The 21,327-nt window shown below is 65.4% G+C and carries 19 protein-coding genes; 13 read left to right on the top strand and 6 right to left on the bottom strand.

The window, feature by feature from the left end:
- Positions 1-98: 98 nt before the first annotated feature.
- Positions 99-554: a CBS domain-containing protein gene (locus L0U80_RS05265; protein WP_233862932.1), complete on the bottom strand. Its 456-nt coding sequence runs from the start codon at positions 552-554 to the stop codon at positions 99-101.
- A 315-nt stretch (positions 555-869) separates the two neighbouring features.
- On the opposite strand from L0U80_RS05265, the gene L0U80_RS05260 reads away from it, so the two are divergent.
- From L0U80_RS05260 to L0U80_RS05250, 3 genes are all read left to right on the top strand, one after another.
- Positions 870-2,198 (top strand): O-acetylhomoserine aminocarboxypropyltransferase, encoded by a 1,329-nt coding sequence (locus tag L0U80_RS05260; RefSeq protein WP_233862931.1) that lies wholly within the window; start codon positions 870-872, stop codon positions 2,196-2,198.
- Positions 2,195-3,013, top strand: coding sequence for an alpha/beta fold hydrolase (locus L0U80_RS05255; protein ID WP_233862930.1), 819 nt, complete (start codon positions 2,195-2,197; stop codon positions 3,011-3,013). Before L0U80_RS05260 ends, L0U80_RS05255 begins: the two co-directional genes overlap by 4 nt.
- Before the next feature lie 152 nt (positions 3,014-3,165).
- Positions 3,166-3,486: an Mpo1-like protein gene (locus L0U80_RS05250; RefSeq protein ID WP_233862929.1), complete on the top strand. Its 321-nt coding sequence runs from the start codon at positions 3,166-3,168 to the stop codon at positions 3,484-3,486.
- 46 nt (positions 3,487-3,532) lie between these two features.
- Here the strand turns inward: L0U80_RS05250 and L0U80_RS05245 are convergent, their stop codons facing one another.
- Positions 3,533-4,852 (bottom strand): YihY family inner membrane protein, encoded by a 1,320-nt coding sequence (locus L0U80_RS05245; protein ID WP_233862928.1) that lies wholly within the window; start codon positions 4,850-4,852, stop codon positions 3,533-3,535.
- Positions 4,853-4,931: 79 nt separating this feature from the next.
- On the opposite strand from L0U80_RS05245, the gene wrbA reads away from it, so the two are divergent.
- The 4 genes from wrbA to L0U80_RS05225 all read left to right on the top strand — a co-directional run bounded on the left by wrbA (position 4,932) and on the right by L0U80_RS05225 (position 8,489).
- Positions 4,932-5,534 (top strand): NAD(P)H:quinone oxidoreductase, encoded by a 603-nt coding sequence (gene wrbA, locus L0U80_RS05240; RefSeq protein ID WP_233862927.1) that lies wholly within the window; start codon positions 4,932-4,934, stop codon positions 5,532-5,534.
- Between the two features lie 104 nt (positions 5,535-5,638).
- Positions 5,639-6,022 (top strand): DUF2069 domain-containing protein, encoded by a 384-nt coding sequence (locus L0U80_RS05235; RefSeq protein WP_233862926.1) that lies wholly within the window; start codon positions 5,639-5,641, stop codon positions 6,020-6,022.
- 204 nt (positions 6,023-6,226) lie between these two features.
- Complete coding sequence (locus L0U80_RS05230; RefSeq protein ID WP_233862925.1) at positions 6,227-7,645, top strand: FAD-binding oxidoreductase; 1,419 nt, start codon at positions 6,227-6,229, stop codon at positions 7,643-7,645.
- A 37-nt stretch (positions 7,646-7,682) separates the two neighbouring features.
- Positions 7,683-8,489 (top strand): metallophosphoesterase, encoded by an 807-nt coding sequence (locus L0U80_RS05225; RefSeq protein WP_233862924.1) that lies wholly within the window; start codon positions 7,683-7,685, stop codon positions 8,487-8,489.
- Positions 8,490-8,680: 191 nt separating this feature from the next.
- On the opposite strand, the gene L0U80_RS05220 is transcribed toward L0U80_RS05225, so the two are convergent.
- Together L0U80_RS05220 and L0U80_RS05215 are read right to left on the bottom strand one after the other, a co-directional pair.
- Positions 8,681-8,842, bottom strand: a complete 162-nt coding sequence (locus L0U80_RS05220) for a hypothetical protein (RefSeq protein ID WP_233862923.1) — start codon at positions 8,840-8,842, stop codon at positions 8,681-8,683.
- Positions 8,843-9,027: 185 nt separating this feature from the next.
- Positions 9,028-9,966, bottom strand: coding sequence for a LysR family transcriptional regulator (locus L0U80_RS05215; RefSeq protein WP_233862922.1), 939 nt, complete (start codon positions 9,964-9,966; stop codon positions 9,028-9,030).
- Between the two features lie 155 nt (positions 9,967-10,121).
- Between L0U80_RS05215 and L0U80_RS05210 the strand changes: the two genes are divergently transcribed.
- The 6 genes from L0U80_RS05210 (at position 10,122) to L0U80_RS05185 (ending at position 17,921) form a co-directional block, all read left to right on the top strand.
- Entirely contained in the window at positions 10,122-11,720 is a 1,599-nt protein-coding gene (locus L0U80_RS05210; RefSeq protein WP_233862921.1) for an efflux transporter outer membrane subunit, read from the top strand.
- 10 nt (positions 11,721-11,730) lie between these two features.
- Positions 11,731-13,944 carry an FUSC family protein gene (locus L0U80_RS05205; protein ID WP_233862920.1) on the top strand — a complete coding sequence of 738 codons (2,214 nt, stop codon included), beginning with the start codon at positions 11,731-11,733 and terminating at the stop codon, positions 13,942-13,944.
- Positions 13,934-14,134, top strand: coding sequence for a DUF1656 domain-containing protein (locus L0U80_RS05200; RefSeq protein WP_124153461.1), 201 nt, complete (start codon positions 13,934-13,936; stop codon positions 14,132-14,134). The genes L0U80_RS05205 and L0U80_RS05200 overlap by 11 nt, the downstream gene beginning before the upstream one ends.
- 23 nt (positions 14,135-14,157) lie before the next feature.
- A complete protein-coding gene (locus L0U80_RS05195) occupies positions 14,158-15,021 on the top strand; it encodes an efflux RND transporter periplasmic adaptor subunit (protein WP_233862919.1) in 864 nt (287 codons plus the stop codon).
- Positions 15,022-15,243: 222 nt separating this feature from the next.
- Positions 15,244-15,810, top strand: a complete 567-nt coding sequence (locus L0U80_RS05190; RefSeq protein ID WP_233862918.1) for a HyaD/HybD family hydrogenase maturation endopeptidase — start codon at positions 15,244-15,246, stop codon at positions 15,808-15,810.
- Between the two features lie 209 nt (positions 15,811-16,019).
- Entirely contained in the window at positions 16,020-17,921 is a 1,902-nt protein-coding gene (locus L0U80_RS05185; RefSeq protein ID WP_233862917.1) for a propionate--CoA ligase, read from the top strand.
- Positions 17,922-18,027: 106 nt separating this feature from the next.
- On the opposite strand, the gene L0U80_RS05180 is transcribed toward L0U80_RS05185, so the two are convergent.
- Both L0U80_RS05180 and L0U80_RS05175 read right to left on the bottom strand, forming a co-directional pair.
- A complete protein-coding gene (locus L0U80_RS05180; RefSeq protein WP_233862916.1) occupies positions 18,028-18,816 on the bottom strand; it encodes a 5'-methylthioadenosine/adenosylhomocysteine nucleosidase in 789 nt (262 codons plus the stop codon).
- 54 nt (positions 18,817-18,870) lie between these two features.
- On the bottom strand, positions 18,871-21,237 hold the full coding sequence (locus L0U80_RS05175; RefSeq protein ID WP_233862915.1) for a UvrD-helicase domain-containing protein: 2,367 nt from the start codon (positions 21,235-21,237) through the stop codon (positions 18,871-18,873).
- Positions 21,238-21,327: the final 90 nt, after the last annotated feature.

The raw sequence follows: 21,327 nt of genomic DNA, 5'->3' as shown, positions 1-21,327 counted from the left end.
TGACAGAGGTTAAGGGGTCCAGACGCGAAAAAGCGCGCCTGACGCGCGCTTTTTCCTGTTCGAAGCGAAGAACGCTTCACGTCGACGCTTGACGCCGATTATCGCGCCACGTGGCGCTCCTCCTCGGGCCAGTCGCGAATATACGCCTTCAGCAGACGATTCTCGAAGTCCTGCGCCTCCACCACCGCCTTCGCGACATCGTAAAACGAAATCACGCCCATCAGCGTACGGCTCTCCATCACCGGCAGATAGCGCACGTGATGCTCGAGCATGATGCGGCGGACTTCGTCGACATCGGTTTCCGGCGTGCAGGAGATGGGATGATCGTCCATGACCTTGCGGATCGTCGAGGTGCCGACGCTGCCGTCGTTCGTACGCAACGTGAGGATAACCTCGCGGAATGTCAGCATGCCGACAAGATCGCCATACTCCATCACGACCAGCGAGCCGATGTCATGCTCGGCCATGGTCGTGGCTGCGTCCTTCAACAAGGTGTCGGGCGTGACGGTAAAGAGCGCGTTGCCCTTGACCTTGAGGATGTCGCTCACGCGCATGATGTGTCTCCTGAAAATGCCGCGTATATGGGGGGAGATGCCGAATAGATACCTACCTGTTTTCGATCCTAGCGGAAAGGCCGCCAAAAGGAAAGCAAACGGACTGCGGCATGCAAGCCCGATCAGAACCGCGCCCGGAACAAGCCCAAAACGCATCCGGGACCGCGCTACGAGCCCATCCGTCCCGAAAAAACCGCCAAGTGGAACCCATCTGCGGGCCGCCGCGCGAGGAAAGCCCCTGGCCGCGCCCCCGGCAATGCTACGATTGCCTTACCTGATCTCCGACGCCGGCCACACGCCGGCCGCGCTGCCACGATGCCCGATACCCGTTTCGATACGCTCGCGCTGCATGCCGGCGCGGCACCCGACCCCGCCACCGGCGCCCGTGCGACGCCGATCTACCAGACCACCTCGTTCAGCTTCCGCGATACCGATCACGCCGCCGCCCTCTTCAACATGGAGCGCGCGGGCCATGTCTATTCGCGGATCTCGAACCCCACGGTCGCCGTTTTCGAGGAGCGCGTCGCTGCGCTCGAAGGCGGCGCGGGCGCGATCGGCACCGCGAGCGGTCAGGCCGCGCTGCATCTCGCGATTGCCACGTTGATGGGCGCTGGTTCGCATATCGTCGCGTCGGCGGCGCTGTACGGCGGCTCGCACAACCTGCTCGACTACACGCTGCGACGCTTCGGCATCGAGACGACCTTCGTCAAACCCGGCGATCTCGACGCATGGCGCGCTGCGCTGCGGCCCAACACGCGGCTTCTCTTCGGCGAGACGCTCGGCAATCCGGGCCTCGACGTGCTCGACATCGCCGCCGTCGCGCAGATCGCGCACGATCATCGCGTGCCGCTTCTCGTCGATTCCACGTTCACGACACCCTGGCTGCTGCGCCCCTTCGAACACGGGGCGGACTTCGTCTATCACTCGGCGACGAAATTCCTCGGCGGCCACGGCACGACGATCGGCGGCGTGCTCGTGGACGGCGGCACGTTCGACTTCGAGGCGTCGGGTCGATTCCCGGAGTTCACCGAACCGTACGCAGGCTTTCACGGCATGGTTTTCGCCGAAGAGAGCACGGTCGCGCCTTTCTTGCTGCGCGCGCGCCGCGAGGGCTTGCGCGACTTCGGCGCGTGCCTGCATCCGCAGGCGGCGTGGCAATTGCTGCAGGGCATCGAGACGCTGCCGCTGCGCATGGAACGGCACATCGCCAATACGCGACGCATCGTCGAGTTTCTCGTCGCGAACGAGGCCGTCGAATCGGTCGCGTATCCGGAATTGCCCGACCACCCCGATCACGCGCTCGCACAACGTCTGCTGCCGCGCGGCGCGGGCGCAGTGTTCAGCTTCAACCTGCGTGGCACACGCGAAGCGGGCAAACGCTTCATCGAATCGCTGTCGCTTTTCTCGCATCTCGCGAACGTCGGCGACGCGCGCTCGCTCGTGATCCATCCCGCCTCGACGACGCATTTCCGCATGGACGCGACCGCCCTCGCTGCCGCAGGCATCACGGAAGGTACGATCCGCCTCTCGATCGGCCTCGAAGATCCCGACGACCTCATCGACGACCTCAAACGCGCGCTCAAGGCGTCGCAAAAGGCCGCATCCGGTGCTCGCGCGAAGACGGCTGGCAAGGAGGCGTCATGATCGTCGACGTGCAAGGCAAGCCGGTCTACGCCTACACCGGCACGCGAGCATTCGATCCGGCGCGGCCTGTCGCCGTGTTCGTCCACGGCGCCGAGCACGATCACAGCGTCTGGGGCCTGCAATCGCGCTACTTCGCGCATCACGGCTTTTCCGTACTCGCTGTCGATCTGCCCGGCCACATGCGCAGCGCGGGTCCCGCGCTCGCGAGCATCGGTGCGCTTGCCGACTGGCTCGCCGCGCTGCTCGATGCGCTCGGCGTGCGCGAGGCGTTCGTCGCGGGACACAGCATGGGCTCGCTCATCGCGCTCGAATTCGCGGCACGCCATCCGGAGCGCGCGCGCCGCGTGGCGCTACTCGCCACCGCGTTCCCGATGACGGTATCGCCGATGCTGCTCGACGCGGCCCGCGAGCGCGAGCCCGAAGCGATCGCGCTCGTGAACCAGTGGTCGCATTCGACGCTTGCTGCGAAGCCATCGAGTCCGGGTCCGGGCTTCTGGCTGCGCGGCGTGAACCAGCGGCTGATGGAGCGCGTTTCGGCGCGTGGCGAGCCGCAACTCTTCCATATCGATTTCGCGGCCTGCAACGATTACGCGGACGGACTCGCGAGCGCAGCGAAGGTGCGCTGCCCGGTGCGGTTCGTGGTGGGACGGAACGACGCGATGACGCCGCCGCGCGCAACGCGCGCGCTCGCCGATGCGCTCAAACAAGCCGGCGTACCGGTAGACACGGTGACGGTCGACGCAGGCCACGCGCTGATGACCGAGCAGCCGGACGCGACGCTCGACGCGCTCTACGCGTTTGCCGTGCAGCCATAGGCCGTCAAACGCGGGAAAACATGGGGGCGAGCAAGCCGCCAGGTCAGGTTGCGCCGCCTGACAGATCGCCGGAAAATGGGATTGCCTTACAAGACGGTTGCCGCGGCGTCTGGACAGCGCGCGAAGCACGCCACCGAACAAAGGAGGAGACGATGAACCACGCAACCCACACCGAGCACTTCGCGAATTTTGCGGAGTTCTATCCGTACTATCTGAGCGAACATAGCAATCTCACGTCGCGGCGCCTGCACTTCGTCGGCTCGCTGGGCGTGATCGGCTGCATTGCCATGGCCATCGCCACCGGCATGTGGTTCTGGCTCCCGGCGGCAGTCATTTGCGGCTACGGGTTCGCCTGGGTGGGCCACTTCGCGTTCGAGAAGAACCGCCCGGCCACCTTTCGTCACCCCATCTACAGTTTGATGGGCGACTGGGTGATGTTCGCGGATATCTGCCGCGGAAAGATTTCGCTCTAGATCGACAGGCCGCAAGCACTGCGGCCGCGCAACCGCCGCAATCGCATCAAGCCGCCTGATGCGGCATCGATGGACGCGGTTGCCCACTCTCCTCTACCGCGCTGTCCGCCTCGGCGCGCGATGCTGCCAGCAACGTGGCTAGCGAGACTGCGAGCTTATCGTTGTCGAGTGCGTCGAGCAGCGTGCGCGCATCGAGGCCGCTCGACTTCGCCTTGAGCTGATACGCGAGTTCCTTTCGATCGATCACGAAGCGCTCGAAGAGTCTCGACACCGGAATGGCCGCGGGATTCGCGATCAGCAGGTACTGCGGTTTCGCCCCGTCATTTTCCAGACGCCCGACGAGCAAGTCCTGCTCCATGCGGTCGATGAGCCGCGTCACGGTCGCGAGGTCGCGCCGTAGCACCTGCGCAAGCTGCTCTGCCGTACGCCCGGGCTGCCCCGCCTCGCGCGAGTGGGCAAGTTGCGCCAGCAGTTCGAGCGCATCGAGCAGGTCACTGCCGGCAAAGCGCGGACGGTCGAAGCGCCCCGTGCGGATCTCCGGCAGGGCCGATGTGATCATCGCGCCCACGAGCGTGATGAACCAGCTCAGATACATCCAGATCAGGAACATCGGCGCGGCCGCAAACGCGCCGTAGACAGCGGTATAGGTCGGAATGCGCCGCACGTAAAAGCCGAAGCCGCGCTTCGCGAATTCGAACGCGACGGCCGCGCCGATGCCGCCCACCAGCGCATCGCGCCACGCGACGCGGCAGTTCGGCATATAGACATAGAGCATCGTGAACGCAAGGGCGGTGAGCGGCAGCGTCGCGATTGCCAGCACCCAGTCGATCAGTCCGGAGACGTGCTGCTCGGTCGCGATGGCGAGCGAACGCGTAAAGAAGTAAGACGAGATCGAGAGACTCACGCCGATGAGGATCGGACCGAGCGTGAGAATCGACCAGTAGACGAGCACGCGCTGCGCGAAAGGCCGCGACTTGCGCACGCGCCAGATCAGGTTGAACGCCGACTCGACCGTCATCATCGTCATCACCGACGTGACGAACAGCACGATCATGCCCATCGTCGTCAGGCCCTTGGCCTTCGACGCGAACTGATTGAGGTACCGGAAGATCTGGCTGTTGATCTGCGCAGGCATCAGGTGATCGGCCAGAAAAGCCTGCAGTGAATTCTGGAACGACGCGAAGTCCGGAAACGCCGTGAAAAGCGCGAACGCGACTGTCGCGAGCGGCACGATCGAGAGCATCGTCGTGAACGTGAGGCTGCCCGCGACCTGCGGAATGCGATCTTCACGGCTGCGCCGCACGGCGAAGCGCGCGAGCCGCTTCACGATGTCCAGATCGATGCGAATTCTCGACAACACGTCCATCTGCCCACCTTCCCGAAACGATGCGCCGCATGAGCGGCCAACCCAGCCTTATATAATATCGCGACCACCGACGAGGCCTATGAAACCCATCCTTGTGCTTTATTACAGCCGGCACGGCGCGACCCTCGACCTGGCGCGCGCGATTGCCCAGGGCATCGACAGCATCCCCGGCGCCGAGGCCCGCGTGCGGACCGTGCCCCCCGTTTCGACGGTCTGCGAAGCCACCCAGCCCGATATCCCCGACGATGGCCCGCCCTACGCCGAACTGCGCGACCTCGAAGAATGCGCGGGCCTCGCGCTCGGCTCGCCGACGCGCTTCGGCAACATGGCCGCGCCGCTCAAGTACTTCCTCGACGGCACCACGCCGCAGTGGCTCTCCGGCGCGCTCGCGGGCAAGCCGGCCTGCGTGTTCACGTCGACGGGAAGCCTCCACGGCGGCCAGGAGAGCACGCTGCTTTCGATGATGCTGCCGCTCCTGCATCACGGCATGCTGCTCCTTGGCATCCCTTATACCGAGAGCGCTCTCACGACCACGCAAAGCGGCGGCACGCCCTACGGCGCGTCGCACCACGCGCGCGCCGACGGCCATGGCCACGGCCTGTCCGCCGACGAAAAAGCGCTTGCGTTCGCGCTCGGTGCACGGCTCGCGCGCACGGCGACCGCGCTGGGTGAGCAACCGTGAGCGGGCGCGGCGACACATACGCGCCCGACGACGCCCCTGCGGCCGACTCGCCGCGCGCGGCCACCGCACCCCACGCCACGCAATCGACGCGCGACGCTACCCAAATGTCCGACACCATCACGCCAAACCGCCGCGCCGCGCTCGGCGCTTTCGTCACGCTCGCGGCACTTGCACTTTTTTGCGTCGCCTGGGAATGGCGGCTTGCCCCGCTCCGCCCAGGTGGTAGCGCGCTCGTGCTGAAGGCGCTACCGCTCATCATCGCTCTGCCGGGTGTGCTGCGCCGGCGCATCTATACGCTGCAGTGGGCGTCGATGCTGGTGCTGCTCTATCTCGCGGAAGGCATCGTGCGCGGCATGACCGATCCGATGCCGGGCAACCGGCTCGGGTGGGTCGAAGTCGCACTCGCGATCGGCTTCTTCGCGTGTGCACTCGCCTACGTCGCGCCGTTCAAGCGCGCGGCGCGGCGGCGCAAGCGGGAAGCGGCATAAACGTGTGTCAGCTGCACGGCCGCCGCGCCAACCGGCGAGGCGGCGCACAGATCGCGCCGCCGACACCGCCCAGACGCCGTCACGCCACAGCAGCCGCCTGAGAGCGAGCGCACCGCGGTCACGTCAGCCGTGTCACACTGAAACATCTGCCCAAAGTTACGAGCGACGCTCGCGTTTCCCCGCCCGCGCCCACACCCCGACATCATGAGCAACACCGCCTTTCTCGAAGCCTGCGCCGCCGCGATCGGCACGCAGCACGTCCTGACCGACGCCGACGACGCGGCGCCCTACCTCGGCGACTGGCGCCGCCGCTATCAAGGCGCAGCGCGCGCGGTGCTGTGCCCGGCTGACACCGGCGAAGTCGCGGCCATCGTGAAGCTCGCTCGCGAGCACCGCGTGGCGCTGGTGCCGCAAGGCGGCAATACCGGCCTCGCGGGCGGCGCGACACCCGACGCGTCCGGCCAGCAAGCCGTGCTGAGCCTGCGGCGCCTGAACCGCGTACGCGAGATCGATCCCCACAACAACACCATCACCGCGGAAGCCGGCGTGATCCTCGCCGACGTCCAGACGCGCGCGGCCGAAACCGGGCGTCTGTTCCCGCTGTCGCTCGCGTCGGAGGGCAGTTGCACGATCGGCGGCAACCTCTCGACGAACGCCGGGGGCACGGGCGTACTGCGCTACGGCAACACGCGCGAGCTGTGCCTCGGACTCGAAGTCGTCACGCCGGAAGGCGAGATCTGGGACGGCCTGCGCGGTCTGCGCAAGGACAACACCGGCTACGATCTGCGCGACCTGTTCATCGGCGCCGAAGGGACGCTTGGCGTCATCACTGCCGCCGTGATGAAACTGCATCCGCAGCCGGCCGCGCGCGTCACCGCGCTCGCCGGACTCGGCTCTGCGTACGCCGCGCTCGATTTCCTCGCGCTCGCACAACGCCACGCCGGGCCGCTACTGACCGGTTTCGAGCTGATGTCGGACTTCTGCATGCAGCTCGTCGGGCGCCATTTCCCGCAGCTGCGCTATCCGTTCCAGACGCGGCATGCGCAGGTCGTGCTACTCGAACTCTCCGACAACGAGAGCGAGGAACACGCGCGCACGCTCTTCGAGCGCCTGATGGAAACGGCGCTCGAAGAGGGCCTTGTGGAAGACGCCGTGGTCGCCGAAAGCCTCGCGCAATCGCAGGCGTTCTGGGACCTGCGCGAACACATTTCTCTCGCCCAGTCGCAGGAAGGGCTGAACGTGAAGCACGACGTCGGCGTGCCGATCTCGCGTATCGGCCAGTTCATCGAAGAGACGGACGCCGAGATCGCACGTGAGGTGCCAGGTGCCCGCATGGTGACCTTCGGCCACCTCGGCGACGGCAACCTGCACTACAACGTACAGGCGCCCGAAGGCGGCGATCCGAAGCGTTTCCTCGCGGAAAACGAGAAAACCTTGAACCGCATCGTCTACGACAGCGTGCAGCGCCATCGCGGAACGATCAGCGCGGAACACGGCCTCGGGCAGTTGAAAGTCGACGAGGCAGCGCACTACAAGAGCGCGGTCGAACTGAAGTTGATGCGTGCGATCAAAACGGCGCTCGATCCGCTGAACCTCATGAATCCGGGCAAGGTGCTGCGTTGATTGCGCGCGCTGGTGGAGTCAATCTGGAGACGACATCGTGAAGATCCGCGTGCTGTCCGACCTGCATCTCGAGAACGACGAGCCTGACACGATCCCGCATGCCGAGGCCGATCTCGTCGTGCTCGCGGGGGACATCCACAACCACGCGCTCGGCTTGCGCTGGGCGGCTGAAACATTCGATCCGCAGGTGCCGGTCGTCTACGTACCGGGCAACCACGAGTACTACGACGGCGAGTTCGGCGCGCTGGAAACGGCGATGCGCGATGCCGCATCCACCGTCGACCACGTCCACTTCCTGAATAACTCGACGCTCGTCGATCCGGCAGGCGGCTGGCGCGTGCTCGGCACGACGCTGTGGACGGACTTCGCGCTCTATGGCGCCGACGAAGAGGCGCGCGCGAAGTCGATTGCCGCCGCGCAGCGCGTGATGCTCGACTTTCGCGGATTGATCCAGGTATCGTGGCCGGACAGCCCTGGGGCACTTGCGCACGACTTCACGCCGCAGGACACGCTCGCGCTGCACGCGCACGCACTCGCGTGGCTGAAAGAGGAGCTTGCGAAGCCGTTCGCGGGCAAGACGATTGTCGTCTCGCACCACGCGCCTCACCGGCAGAGCCTGGCTGAGCGCTACGCGGATGATCTGGTGTCGGCGGGCTTCGTGAGCGACCTCGATGCGCTGGTTCGAGCACCCGTTGCGCTATGGGTGCACGGCCACACACACTCGTGCTTCGACTACGCGATCAACGGCACACGCGTCGTGTGCAATCCGCGCGGCTATCGCGACCGCCGCACCGGGCTGCCGGAGAACCCCGCGTTCGCGTGGGACAAGGTCGTGGAGATTTGACGGGCGCAGACGCAGCGGGTCGGCGCCACCAGGGCGGGAACCCACCGGAAAATCCGCGTTGATCGAGTTAGCGCACTGTGCGAGCCACGCTCGCTGAAAGAAAGAAGAATGTTGGCGCGTGTCAGGGTGAAGCTTCGGACACCGTACTTCCCGCCGTCACGCGAATGAAACGCGCCGAGCCAGCGACACGCTCAGCGCAAGCCTCGCGACCGTGCCGGCGCATCGTCTGCGCGCCGTGCGCGCAGCGACACCGGCTGAAGCCGCGAGCGGCGCATGCTCAGAAGATCGCGTGACGCGGCGATGCCGATCAGGCCCATCATCACGGCGATGCCGATCATCAGATGCGTATCCATGGAAATCCTCCGGGTCTGGCGAATTGAACGTTGGCGGCAAAGAGTCCCGCTACGTTAGCAAAGCGCCGGAAGCCCGGGCGTAAGGAAGTGTTGCGATACGCATCGCCTGTAACGGCCTGTCACAAGTCCGGTAGCCTGTGAAGCAGCCCGAACCGCCGGCACGCACACTGGCACCGCGTTCAGGTTCAGGTCCGCGCGAACTTGCGCAGTTCGGTCTGATCGTTCGCGAAAGTGACGGGCAGTCTCTCGCGCAGCAGTTCGACCCAGGTACGGATCTTCGCGTCAAGATACTGACGCGACGGGTACATCGCGTACACATTCATCTCCTGCGACTTGTATTCGGGCAGGATCCAGACGAGTTCGCCGCTTCGCAGCCCGCCGATAGCCGAATAGATCGGCAAGAGGCCGACGCCCATGCCCTCGCGCACCGCCACCGCCATTGCCTCGGCGACGTTCACCTGGAACGTTGCCGTGCCGAGGTTCACCGTCTCTTCGCCCTTGGGGCCGCTGAACTGCCATTGCGAGGTCGGGAAAACCGGCGTCACGAGTTGCAGGCAGGTGTGATTGGCGAGATCGCTGGGTGTCTTCGGCACACCGCGGCGCTCCAGATACGCAGGCGACGCGCACGCGATACTGAACGCGCTCGCGATGCGCTGCGAGACGAATCCCGAATCGGGCAGGTCGGTTGCGAGAACGAGCGCCACGTCGTAGCCCTCGTCGAGCAGGTCCGGCATGCGCTGCGCGAGCGTCAGCTCCACGTTCACGTCCGGGTAGACCTGCTGGTACGCTCCCACCGCCGGGACGACATAGTGCTGGCCGAAGCTCGTCATCGCGTGGATCTTCAGCTTGCCCGCGGGCTGCGCCTGGGCGTGACCCGCTTCCGCTTCCGCCTCGTCAACATACGCGAGGATCTGCTCGCAGCGCTGCAGGTAGCGCTCCCCCGCCTCCGTGAGCGCGATCCGGCGTGTCGTACGGTTCAGAAGACGCGTGCGCAGATGCGCCTCCAGATCCGACACCGCGCGCGAAGCATATGCAGTCGTTGTATTCAGGTGTTGCGCGGCGCCCGTGAAGCTGCCCGCCTCGACCACCCGAACAAATACCCGCATGTTTTGGAGCGTGTCCATACCAATCCTTTTTTGATAGAAGGATTGTTACATATTTTGCAAGGTCAATTGTCTCAGTTGTGGCAAGAATGCCTTGCATTCTTACCGGTTATTCGGGAATAGATCAAAAAATATAATGGCGCTCATTGTTCTATAGTTAAGATCGGGAGTAAATTGTGCGCCCTTCGACATCGCAAGGACTCGTAGCATGGGGAGTTCTTACGTTCTCGTTGATAATCGCGGGTTGCGCCAGTACCGGGGGCATTGCCCCGCAGGCCACGCGGACCAACGCGTCGCAACTCGACGCCGGCTCCGCCATCCGCGCGGCCGACACCGACGCCCAGTGGCCCGTCAGCGACTGGTGGCGAAGCTATAACGACCCGCAACTCAACGCCTGGATCGACGCATCGGTCGCCGGAAATCCATCGCTCGCAGCCGCGCAGGCGCGCGTGCGCGAGGCGCGCTCGATGGCGGGCGTCGCCGCAGCGGGCCTCCTTCCGCAGATCAACGGCGACATGTCGATCGAGCGCAAGCAATGGCCCGATAACGTCTTCTACGGCCCGGGTCCGCTCGCCGGCACGAATACCTGGAACAACACCGCAACGCTCGGCCTCTCCTACCACCTTGACCTGTGGGGTCAGGACAAAAACAGCGCCGAGCGCGCGCTCGACCTCGCACACGCGAGCGCCGCCGATGCACGTGCTGCCCGGCTGGAACTCGAAGTCAACGTGACGCGCGCGTACATCGAACTCTCGATGAACTACGCGTTGCTCGATATCGCGCAGCAAACACTTCGCGAGCAACAGAACATCCTCGCCCTCGCGCAAAAGCGCCTTGCGGGTGGCATCGGCACACAGCTCGAAGTCAGTCAGGCGCAAACGCCGCTGCCCGAATACGAGCGCCAGGTCGATGCGCTCGAAGAAGCGATCGCGCTCGGCAAGAACCAGCTTGCCGCGCTCGCGGGAAAGGGACCCGGCGCAGGCGAGTCGATCACGCGCCCGGCGCTCTCGCTCGCGAGCCCGGCGGGCCTTCCCTCGGCGTTGCCTGCCGAGCTGATCGGCCATCGCCCCGACATCGTCGCGGCGCGCTGGGTCGTGGCCGCGCAGGCGCGCGGTATCGACGTCGCGAAAGCCGGGTTCTATCCGAACGTGAACCTGCTCCTCTCGATGGGCGGCTATGCCGCAGCGGGCCCGCTGTTCCAGTTCCTCAAGTCGATGAGCGGCGGCTACACCGCTGGCCCCGCGTTCTCGCTGCCGATCTTCGACGGCGGGCGTCTGCGCGCGCAACTCGGCGCGCAGTCGGCGGCCTACGATATCGCCGTCGAACAGTACAACCAGACCATCGTCACCGCGCTCAAGGAAATCGCCGACCAGGTCGTGCGCATGCGGTCGCTGGCGACCCAGGACGACGACGCGCATCGTTCGGTCGCGGCTGCACAGCGCAACTTCGATCTCGCGAGGGAAGGCTTTCGCCGCGGTCTCACCGACTATGTGAATGTGCTGATCGCGCAGACGCAGTTGTTGCGCGCGCAGGAAGGCCTCGCACGCATCGGCGCGGAACGCCTCACCGCCCAGGCCACGCTGGTGGCGGCGCTGGGCGGCGGCGCGATCGCACCGTCGGATGGCCCTGCAGCGCTCGGGCCGACCGACGCCGAACAACTGCCGGCACACGGCAAAAAGACACGCGACGTGCCGCTCGCGCCCGCCGCACTGCTCGCGCCGAGACTCCCCGCCGCCGACGCGCCGTCCAGTCGCCCGGTCCAGCGCGACGAGTAAGGCCACGCGCATGCAGTCTTCCTCCTCGACATCCACGCGTGCGTCCGGCCCGCGTTTTGCCACTGCCGTCGCCGACTGGGCGCGCACCGACGGTCTCGTCTGGATCTATCTGTTCAAGGCGATCATCGCGGCGCTACTTGCGCTCTGGATCGCGATGAAGCTCGACTTGCCGCAACCGCGCACCGCGATGACCACCGTCTTCATCGTGATGCAGCCGCAAAGCGGCATGGTGTTCGCGAAGAGCACGTGGCGGATCTGCGGCACGCTCGTCGGCCTCGTCGTGATGCTCGCGCTGATCGGTCTGTTCGCGCAGCAGCCGGAGCTGTTCATCGTATCGACTGCGCTGTGGGTCGGCATCTGCACGGCCGGCGCCGCGCGCAACCGTAACTTCCGCTCTTATGGCTTCGTGCTCGCGGGCTACACCGCCGCGTTGATCGGCATCCCGGCCTCGCAGCATCCCGACACCGCGTTCATGTCGGCCCTCACACGCGTCGCTGAAATCTCGCTCGGCATTCTGTGCTCGGGCCTCGTCAGCGCCGTCGTGTTTCCGCAATACTCGGGCAACCTGCTGCGCTCGACGGTGCGCCAGCGTTTCTCGTCGTTCGTCGATTACGTGTCGGGGGTGCTCGCAGGACGCGTCCAGCGCTCGCAGATCGAGGCGACCAACGCGCGCTTCGTCGCGGACGTGGTCAACTTCGAGGCAACGCGCAGCGGCGCCATTTTCGAGTCGCCCGAATCGCGCGGCAGGGCCGGTCGATTTGCACGCCTGAACAGCGAGTTCATGACCGCTTCCACGCGTTTTCATGCGCTTCATCAACTGATGAACCGGCTGCGCGGCGAAAACGCATCGTCGACTGTCGAAGCGCTCGAGCCGTACTTCCATGAGATCCCGCCACTGCTCGCGAGGGGCGGCGAGCCGGTGCTCTCGGCCGCCGATGCCGTGCACGTTTCGCAGCAGCTCGAAACATGGCGCGCGACGCTCCCCAAGCGAGTGCGCGCCACGCGCGCCGGGCTCGTTGCGAACGGCGCCGCGAATCTCCTCGAATTCGACACGGCGACTGAGCTGCTCTATCGCTTCATCCACGAGATGCACGAGTACACGGAGACCTACGCATCGCTCGCCGTCGACTCCCACGCACGCGAAAAGTGGATCGCGCGCTACGTGCCGAAGACGAACTGGATCGCGGCGGGCGTCGCAGGACTGCGCGCGGCGGTCGTAATGATGCTGCTCGGCGCGTTCTGGATCGCCACAGCCTGGCCGAGCGGCACGAATCTCGTCCTCAACGCGGCGGCAACGAGCGCACTAGCGGCGGCGTCGCCTTTCCCGGCGCGCACTGCGAACCAGATGGCCGTGGGCACCGTGCTCGCCTCGTTCGTCGGCATGGTCCTCACGTTCGGCGTGTTTCCGCACATCGACGGCTTCCCGCTGCTGGCGCTCGTGCTGGCGCCCGCGCTCGCGTTCGGCGTATTCCTCACGACGCGCCCCAAGTACGCGGGCATCGGCATGGGCTACTGCATCTTCCTGTGCTTTCTCGCGGGCCCGGACAACGTGATCCAGTACAACCCGATGAGCTACATGAACGACGCGCTCGCACTCGTCGCGGGGATCGCAGTTTCGGCAGCGGCCTTCGCCGTGTTCCTTCCGCCCTCCACGCCGTGGCTGCGAAACCGTCTCTTCGCGGATTTGCGCAGCCAGGTCGTGCATGCCTGCCGCACGCGGCTGAAAGGCCTGCGCAACCACTTCGAGAGCGGCGCGCGCGATCTGATGTACCAGATCAACGCTTTAGCGGGCGCCGACCACTCGCTCAAGCGCGACACGCTGCGCTGGCTCTTTTCGGTGCTCGAAGTGGGCAACGCCGTGATCGATCTGCGCAACGAACTCTCCACGCTGCCGGCGCAACCTTGCTACGCAGCGGGCACGGCATGGCGCGAAGCGATCCGCGCGATGCTCGGCGCAGTGAGCGCGCTTTTCGCGCGCCCTGGCGAGCGCAGCTATCGGAAAGCGCTTGCCGCCACCGACGCGGCCATCGGCGCAGCCCAGGCGTTGCTTCAAAGCATTGAAGCGCCACGCGAAGAACGCCATCAACTGCAGCGCATTCTCAGCCATCTGCATTTCATCCGTACCGCGCTCATCGACCCGCAATCGCCGCTGTCGCCGCAACAGGCACACCCGGCACGCACGGCGAACGAAGGCGCGCCGCAAGGAGCCAACCATGCCGCGTGACGTCGCGTTCCTCGACGCCTACATTCCGGCGATCGTCCTGCTGTTCATCCTCGGCTCGGCGATCACCTGGGTGCTCGACTCCGTACTGGCCCGCACGGGCATTTACCGCGTCGTCTGGCACCCCTCCCTCTTTCGTGTGAGCCTGCTCGTGATCGTCTGCTGCGTGCTCGGCCTCGCCGTCTACCGTTGAACCGCCCAGTAGTCCGAACAATCATGACACTCCGAAACATCATTGGCTTTATCGCGACGGCGATTATCTTCATCGTCGCCATCCTGATCGGGCGCGTGCTGTGGGTCCACTACATGGACGAACCGTGGACCCGCGACGGCCGCGTGCGCGCCGAAGTGGTCAACATCGCGCCCGACGTCTCCGGTGCGGTGGTCGACTTGCCCGCGCAGGACAATCAGTTCGTCCACAAAGGCGACCTGCTGATGCAGATCGACCCATCGCACTACCAGATCGCCGTGGAAGAAGCGCAGGCGGCCGTGGCCGCGCGCAAGGCAGAACTGACGATGCGCCAGGACGATGCGAAGCGCCGCGCCGACATGGACAGCCTCGTCGTCTCGAAGGAAAACCGCGAAAACGCGTCGCACACCGCGAACGCCGCGCAGGCGCAGTACCAGCAGGCACTCGCTGCACTCGACGCCGCGAAGCTCAATCTGCAACGCACGCGCGTCGTCTCCCCCGTGGACGGCTACGTGACGAACCTCCAGGTATTCAAGGGCGACTACGCAGTCGCGGGCCAGGCGAAGCTTGCCGTGGTGGACAGCCACTCGTTCTGGGTCTACGGCTACTTCGAGGAAACCAAGCTGCCGCACGTGAAGCTGGGCAACAAGGCCGAGATCAAGCTGATGAGCGGCGGCACGCTCGAGGGCCACGTCGAGAGCATCTCGCGCGGCATCTACGACCGCGACAATCCGCAAAGCCGAGAACTGCTGGCCGATGTGAACCCGACGTTCAACTGGGTGCGACTCGCGCAGCGCGTGCCGGTGCGCATCCACATCGACAAGGTGCCGGACGACATGATCCTCGCGGCGGGCACGACCTGCACGGTGATCGTGAAACCGGGAACCTGACGCGCCGCCCAAAACGCGATGGGGCTACCAGCAATAAGACAAAGAGCGCCTTCGGGCGCTCTTTTTTAATTTCAGCCAAACTTGTCCCGACAGAACAAATACAGGCAATGCCAGGATGCTTCAAATAATCTTTAAGTCCCTTTAAATTTGATTTAAATCAAGCCTAAATTCGGAGTGACCCAAGATTATTCTCATTTCCGAATCCGATGCCGATCCTCCAGCGTGAACCTGAACCGTATCCACGTAGCCTGGCGCACCGCCTCGCCCACGCGCGAGCGCATCGTCGTCCTTGGCATCGGCAACACGCAGTGGGGCGATGCGGGCTTCGGCGTGCGCGCCGTCGAGCGCCTCAAGGCGGACTGGCAATGCGCGGCGAACGTTGACGTCGTCGATGGCGGCACGCAGGGGCGCGCATTGCTGCCGCTCGTCGAAGCCGCCGACAGGCTGATCGTGTTTAGTACCGCGGATTTCGACGTCGCACCGGGCACGCTGCGTCTATGCATCAACGACACCGCACTTGAACACTTGCGCGCACGCGGCGTGTGCCCACGTCTGATGGATTTCGCCGATGTGCTTGCCTGCGCGCAACTCAAGGGCCGCGCACCGCGCCAGGTCGTGCTGATCGGCGTACAGCCGCTCAAACTCGACGCCTATGGCGCCGACCTCGGTCCCGTCGTGCGTGCGAAGCTGGAGCCGGCCGTCGAAGCGGCCTGCCGCCAGTTACGGCGCTGGCGAGCCGCCCCGCGTCGGCGCGAAGCACCGATGCCCGGCGTGCGCACCGCCGCCTAGCCCCCACCGCGGCCTCATGCGCCGAGTTTGACGTCGAATAGATCGACGTCAAACAAATACGGGGCGCATCATGGAGAACCCGCGTTGTCCGCCTGCGTTGCACTGCACTATCCTGAAAAATTCACGACGGCGATACAGCCGCACGCGTTTTACATGGGACAGCACCAGGCGCCGAAGCGCCAGGTGCGGGCAACAGGAGGAGTGTTTTCATGCGCAGTTACCGCGACTTTCACCGCGAATCGATTGACGCCCCAGAAGACTTCTGGCGGCGAGAAGCGTCGCGCATCCATTGGGAAACGCCGTTCGACACTGTGCTCGACCGGTCGAATCCGCCCTTCGCGCGCTGGTTCTGCGGCGGTCGCACGAACCTGTGCTACAACGCGGTCGATCGCCATCTCGCCACGCGTGCGCAGCAAAACGCACTCGTCTACGTCTCGACCGAGACCGGCATCGAGAGTCAGTACACCTACGCCGAACTCCACGCCGAAGTGAATCGCATGGCTGCCGTGATGCGCTCGCTCGGCGTGAAACGCGGCGAGCGTGTGCTGATCTATCTGCCGATGATCCCCGAAGCCGTGTTCGCCATGCTCGCGTGCGCGCGGCTCGGCGCGATCCATTCGGTGGTGTTCGGCGGGTTTGCGGCGCCGTCGCTTGCCGCGCGCATCGACGACGCGAAACCCGTGCTGATCGTAAGCGCCGACGCCGGCGCGCGCGGCGGCCGGGTCATCGACTACACGCCGCTCGTCGACGAAGCCATGTCGCGCGCACAACACGCCCCGCAGAAGGTGCTGCTGATCGACCGGAAGCTCGCGCCCAATCGCGTGAAAGCGAGCTATTTCGTCGATTACGAACCGCTGCGCGAGCAGTATTCCGACGCGCAGATCCCGTGCGAATGGCTCGAATCGAACGAACCGTCGTACATCCTCTACACCTCGGGCACGACCGGCAAGCCCAAGGGCGTGCAGCGCGACGTCGGCGGCTATGCGGTCGCGCTCGCGGCATCGATGGAATACATCTTCGAAGGCCGCGCCGGCGACACAATGTTCACCGCATCGGATATCGGCTGGGTGGTCGGGCACAGCTACATCATCTATGCGCCGCTCCTCGCGGGCATGACGACCGTCATGTACGAAGGCACGCCGATCCGCCCCGACGGCGGCATCTGGTGGCGTCTCGTCGAGCAGTACCGCATCAACCTCATGTTCACCGCGCCCACGGCGATCCGCGTGCTCAAGAAACAGGACCCGGCTCTCTTGCGTGCCGCCGATCTGTCGAGCCTGCGCACGCTGTTCCTTGCTGGCGAACCGCTCGACGAACCGACGGCCTCGTGGATCTCGGACGCGCTCGGCAAGCCCGTTGTCGATAACTACTGGCAGACCGAAACCGGCTGGCCGATGCTCGCGATTCAACGCGGTGTCGAGGCGCTGCCGCAAAAGCTCGGCTCGCCGGGCGTGCCCGTCTACGGCTACGGGCTCACGCTGCGCGACGAGAACACAGGCGAGCCGTGCGCGACGGGCGAAAAAGGTGTGATCACGATCGATTACCCATTGCCGCCGGGCTGCATGCAGACGGTCTGGGGCGACGACGCGCGTTTCGTGAAGACGTACTGGGAAAGCGTGCCGGGCCATCAGGTCTACTCGACGTTCGACTGGGGCGTGCAGGACACCGAGGGTTACGTGACGATCCTCGGCCGCACCGATGACGTCATCAACGTCGCCGGTCACCGCCTCGGCACGCGCGAGATCGAGGAAGCGATTTCATCGCATGCGTCGGTCGCGGAAGTGGCCGTGGTGGGCGTGGAGGACGCGCTGAAAGGCCAGGCGGCGCTGGCGTTCGTCGTGTTGCGCGATGCGAATGCCGCCGCCGATCCGGCAGCGGCCAAAACGCTTGAAGCGTCGATCGCGGCGACCGTCGATCGCAATCTCGGCGCCATCGGGCGGCCCGCACGCGTGCACTTCGTCGCGATGCTGCCGAAGACCCGCTCGGGCAAGCTGCTGCGCCGTGCGATCGCGGCACTCGCCGAAGGTCATGATCCGGGCGATCTGCCGACGATCGAAGACGCTTCGGCGCTGGAGCAGATCCGGGAAGCCGTCGCGAATCGCGCGGCCTAATCTGCGCTTGAATGCCGGCTGAGCGTCGCACGTTCGCGACGCTCAGTCGGTGCTTCAACCGGTTCCCGCCGCTTCGCCCTTCAGGGCTTCACGCGGCGCTGCCGGATCAGCGCGACTGAGCCGCGTACGCAGCCAGGAAACGCTTGAGAATGCCCGTGGAATAGGTACCGGCGATATCGGTGAGGAACGTCGTGAACGAGGTGCTCGCGTGTTCATCTGCCGTGTCGGAAATCGTGCGCACCACCGTGCACGGCACGCCGTACTCGTGACAGACCTGCGCGATCGCCGCCCCTTCCATTTCGACCGCGAGCGCTTCGGGGTGTGCCTCGCGCAGTGTGCCCACTGCCTGCGCACTGGCAACGAACTGGTCGCCGCTGATCACAAGCCCGCGATGCACGCGCGGCATCGCCGTCCGGAAGTGCGCCGCCAGCGCCGTGCCCTCTTCGGCGACGAAGCGCTCACACGCGTCAGCGAGCATCGCTGCGAGCGCGCGGTCCGCGTCGAAGTTCGAACGCCCGAGCAACGGGATTTCGAAGCGCGGGAAGAGCGGCTCGGCGTTCATGTCGTGCTGCAAAAGCGTCTCGCCGACCACGATGTCGCCGATATGCACCGACGACCCGACACCACCCGCCACGCCCGTGAACACAATCGCCTCGACATCGAATGCATGGATTAGCGCGCTCGCCGTGGCCGCGGCCGCAACCTTTCCGACGCGTGCGAGCGTCACGACGCAGGGCACACCGTGCACGGTGCCGACGTGATAGTCGCGCTGTCCGAGCGTACGCGTCACGACACCCGATCCGGCCTGCATCGTAGCGAGGAGATCGCCGAGCTCCTGGGGCAGTGCGGCGAGCACACCGAGCGAGCGCACCGGGGCGCGGGACGTTGTATTCATCGTTGTATTTTTCCGTGAGATTCAGTCAGGCCAGAGCGTTCTGGCCATGCCCGGTCATTCCACCGGCTGCAGCTTCGCCACTGCTAGCGCGAGCCACTTCTCGCCGTGGCGCTTGAAGCGGACCTGCGCCTTCGCGTCGGTGCCGCTGCCTTCGAGTGCCGTGATCGTACCTTCGCCGAATTTCGTGTGGAAGACCTGCTGACCGACGCGAAAGCCCGTCTCGGCCGCACGCTGTTCGTTGGCGAACGACGGCAACGGCGTGTTGTCCGCGACGTAGGCGTCGCGCTCGCGACCACCGCCATTGCCCCCACCCTGACGCGCGAACCAGTCGCGACCCCAGCCCGCGTTGTCGGAGCGGCCGCCCCAGCGTGCGCCCGCCTCGACCTTCGGCGTGAGCCACTTGAGCGTCTCCTGCGGCAGTTCGTCGAAGAAGCGCGAGCGCACGTTGTAGCGCGTCTGGCCGTGCAGCATGCGACTCTGCGCAAACGAGAGATAGAGCCGCTCCTTCGCGCGCGTGATCGCGACATACATCAGGCGACGCTCTTCTTCGAGGCCGTCTGCTTCCATCGCGCTGTTCTCGTGCGGGAAAAGCCCCTCTTCGAGCCCGGTGATGAACACAGCAGAGAACTCAAGGCCCTTGGCCGCGTGCACGGTCATCAGCTGAACGGCGTCCTGGCCCGCCTGCGCCTGGTTGTCGCCCGCTTCGAGCGACGCGTGCGAGAGAAAGCCCGCAAGCGGCGTCATGACGTCGGGATTCTGCGCGGGATCCGTGATGGCGGGTGCGTCGAGCACTTCGATTTCGCCGTCCTGCGACACGATCTCGGGCACGGACGATGCACCCGGACGCAGCGGAATCGAACGTGCAGGCGTGTCGAGCCCATAGCCCTCTTCGCTCACAAATGCGGTGGCCGCATTGACGAGTTCCTGCAGGTTCTCCAGCCGGTCCTGGCCTTCGCGCTCGTTCTGATAGAAATCGGCGAGACTGCTCATGCGCACCGTGTACTCGACCGTCTCCGGCAGGCTCATCTGCGCCGTTTCCGCACGCATCTTCGCGATGAGATTCGCGAACGACGCGAGGCTCGATCCGGCCTTGCCCGTGACATACGGAATCGCCGAGGCCATCGAGCAGTTGTAGAGCCGCGCCGCGTCGGCGAGCTGTTCAATCGAGCGCGCGCCGATGCCACGCGTCGGGAAGTTCACGACGCGCGCGAACGCGGTGTCGTCGTTCGGGTTGTCGATGAGGCGCAGATACGCGAGCGCGTGCTTGACTTCCTGACGCTCGAAGAAGCGCAGGCCGCCGTACACCTTGTACGGAACGCCCGCATTCACGAGCGTGTGCTCGATCGTGCGCGACTGGGCGTTGCTGCGATAAAGCACCGCGACCTCGTTGCGCGCGAGGCCCTGGTTGATGAGCGCGCGAATTTCCTCAACGATCCAGCCCGCTTCCTGCGAATCGGTCGCCGCCTCGTAGACGCGCACCGGCTCGCCGTGGCCCGCGTCGGTGCGCAGGTTCTTGCCGAGGCGGCGCGAGTTATGCGCGATCAGATGGTTCGCGGCGTCGAGGATGTGGCCGTGCGAGCGGTAGTTCTGCTCGAGCTTGATCATGTGCTTCACGCGGAACTCGTTCTCGAAGTCGCGCATGTTGCCGACATTCGCACCGCGGAACGCGTAGATCGACTGGTCGTCGTCGCCCACGGCGAAGATCGCGTTGTTCGCGCCCGCCAGCAGCTTCAGCCACGCGTACTGGAGCTTGTTGGTGTCCTGAAACTCGTCCACGAGGATGTCGCGAAAGCGCGCCTGATAGTGCGCGCGCAGCGGTGGATTGTGCGCGAGCAGTTCGTAGCAGCGCAGCAGCAGCTCCGCAAAATCGACGACACCCTCGCGCTGACACTGCTGGTCGTAGGCTTCGTAGAGTTCGACGAACTTGCGGTTGAAGTTGTCCGTGACGTCGACGTCCTTCGGTCGCAAGCCCTGCTCTTTCGCGTTGTTGATGAAGTACTGGAGGTTCTTCGGCGGGTACTTCTCGTCGTCGACGTTCAGGCCCTTCATCAGGCGCTTGATGGCGGAAAGCTGATCGGCCGTGTCGAGGATCTGGAAGGTCTGCGGCAGGCCCGCGTCACGGAAATGCGCACGCAGCATGCGGTTGCACAGGCCGTGGAAGGTGCCGATCCACATGCCGCGCGTGTCGATGGGCAGAAGCGCCTGCAGACGCCCCATCATTTCGCGCGCGGCCTTGTTCGTGAAGGTCACGGCGAGAATTGTGGCGGGCGACGCGAGCCCCTGCTGGATCAGCCACGCAATGCGCGTGATCAGGACGCGCGTCTTGCCGCTGCCGGCCCCGGCGAGGATCAGCGCCGGTTCGTTCGGCAACGTGACGGCGGCCAGTTGTTCGGGGTTCAGGTTTGCAAGCAGATCGGGCATGTGGCGCGGGCGGTTAGGATGCGCGCGCGGGTAAATGAAGCGCGCGCCGATGAAAGGCCGAGCGCCATTATAAGTCCCGCCTGTCGCCGA

The organism is Paraburkholderia adhaesiva, from assembly GCF_021390575.1.
In the GTDB taxonomy this organism is placed as follows: Bacteria; Pseudomonadota; Gammaproteobacteria; order Burkholderiales; family Burkholderiaceae; genus Paraburkholderia; species Paraburkholderia adhaesiva.
This window is presented reverse-complemented; position numbering and strand designations above follow the sequence as displayed.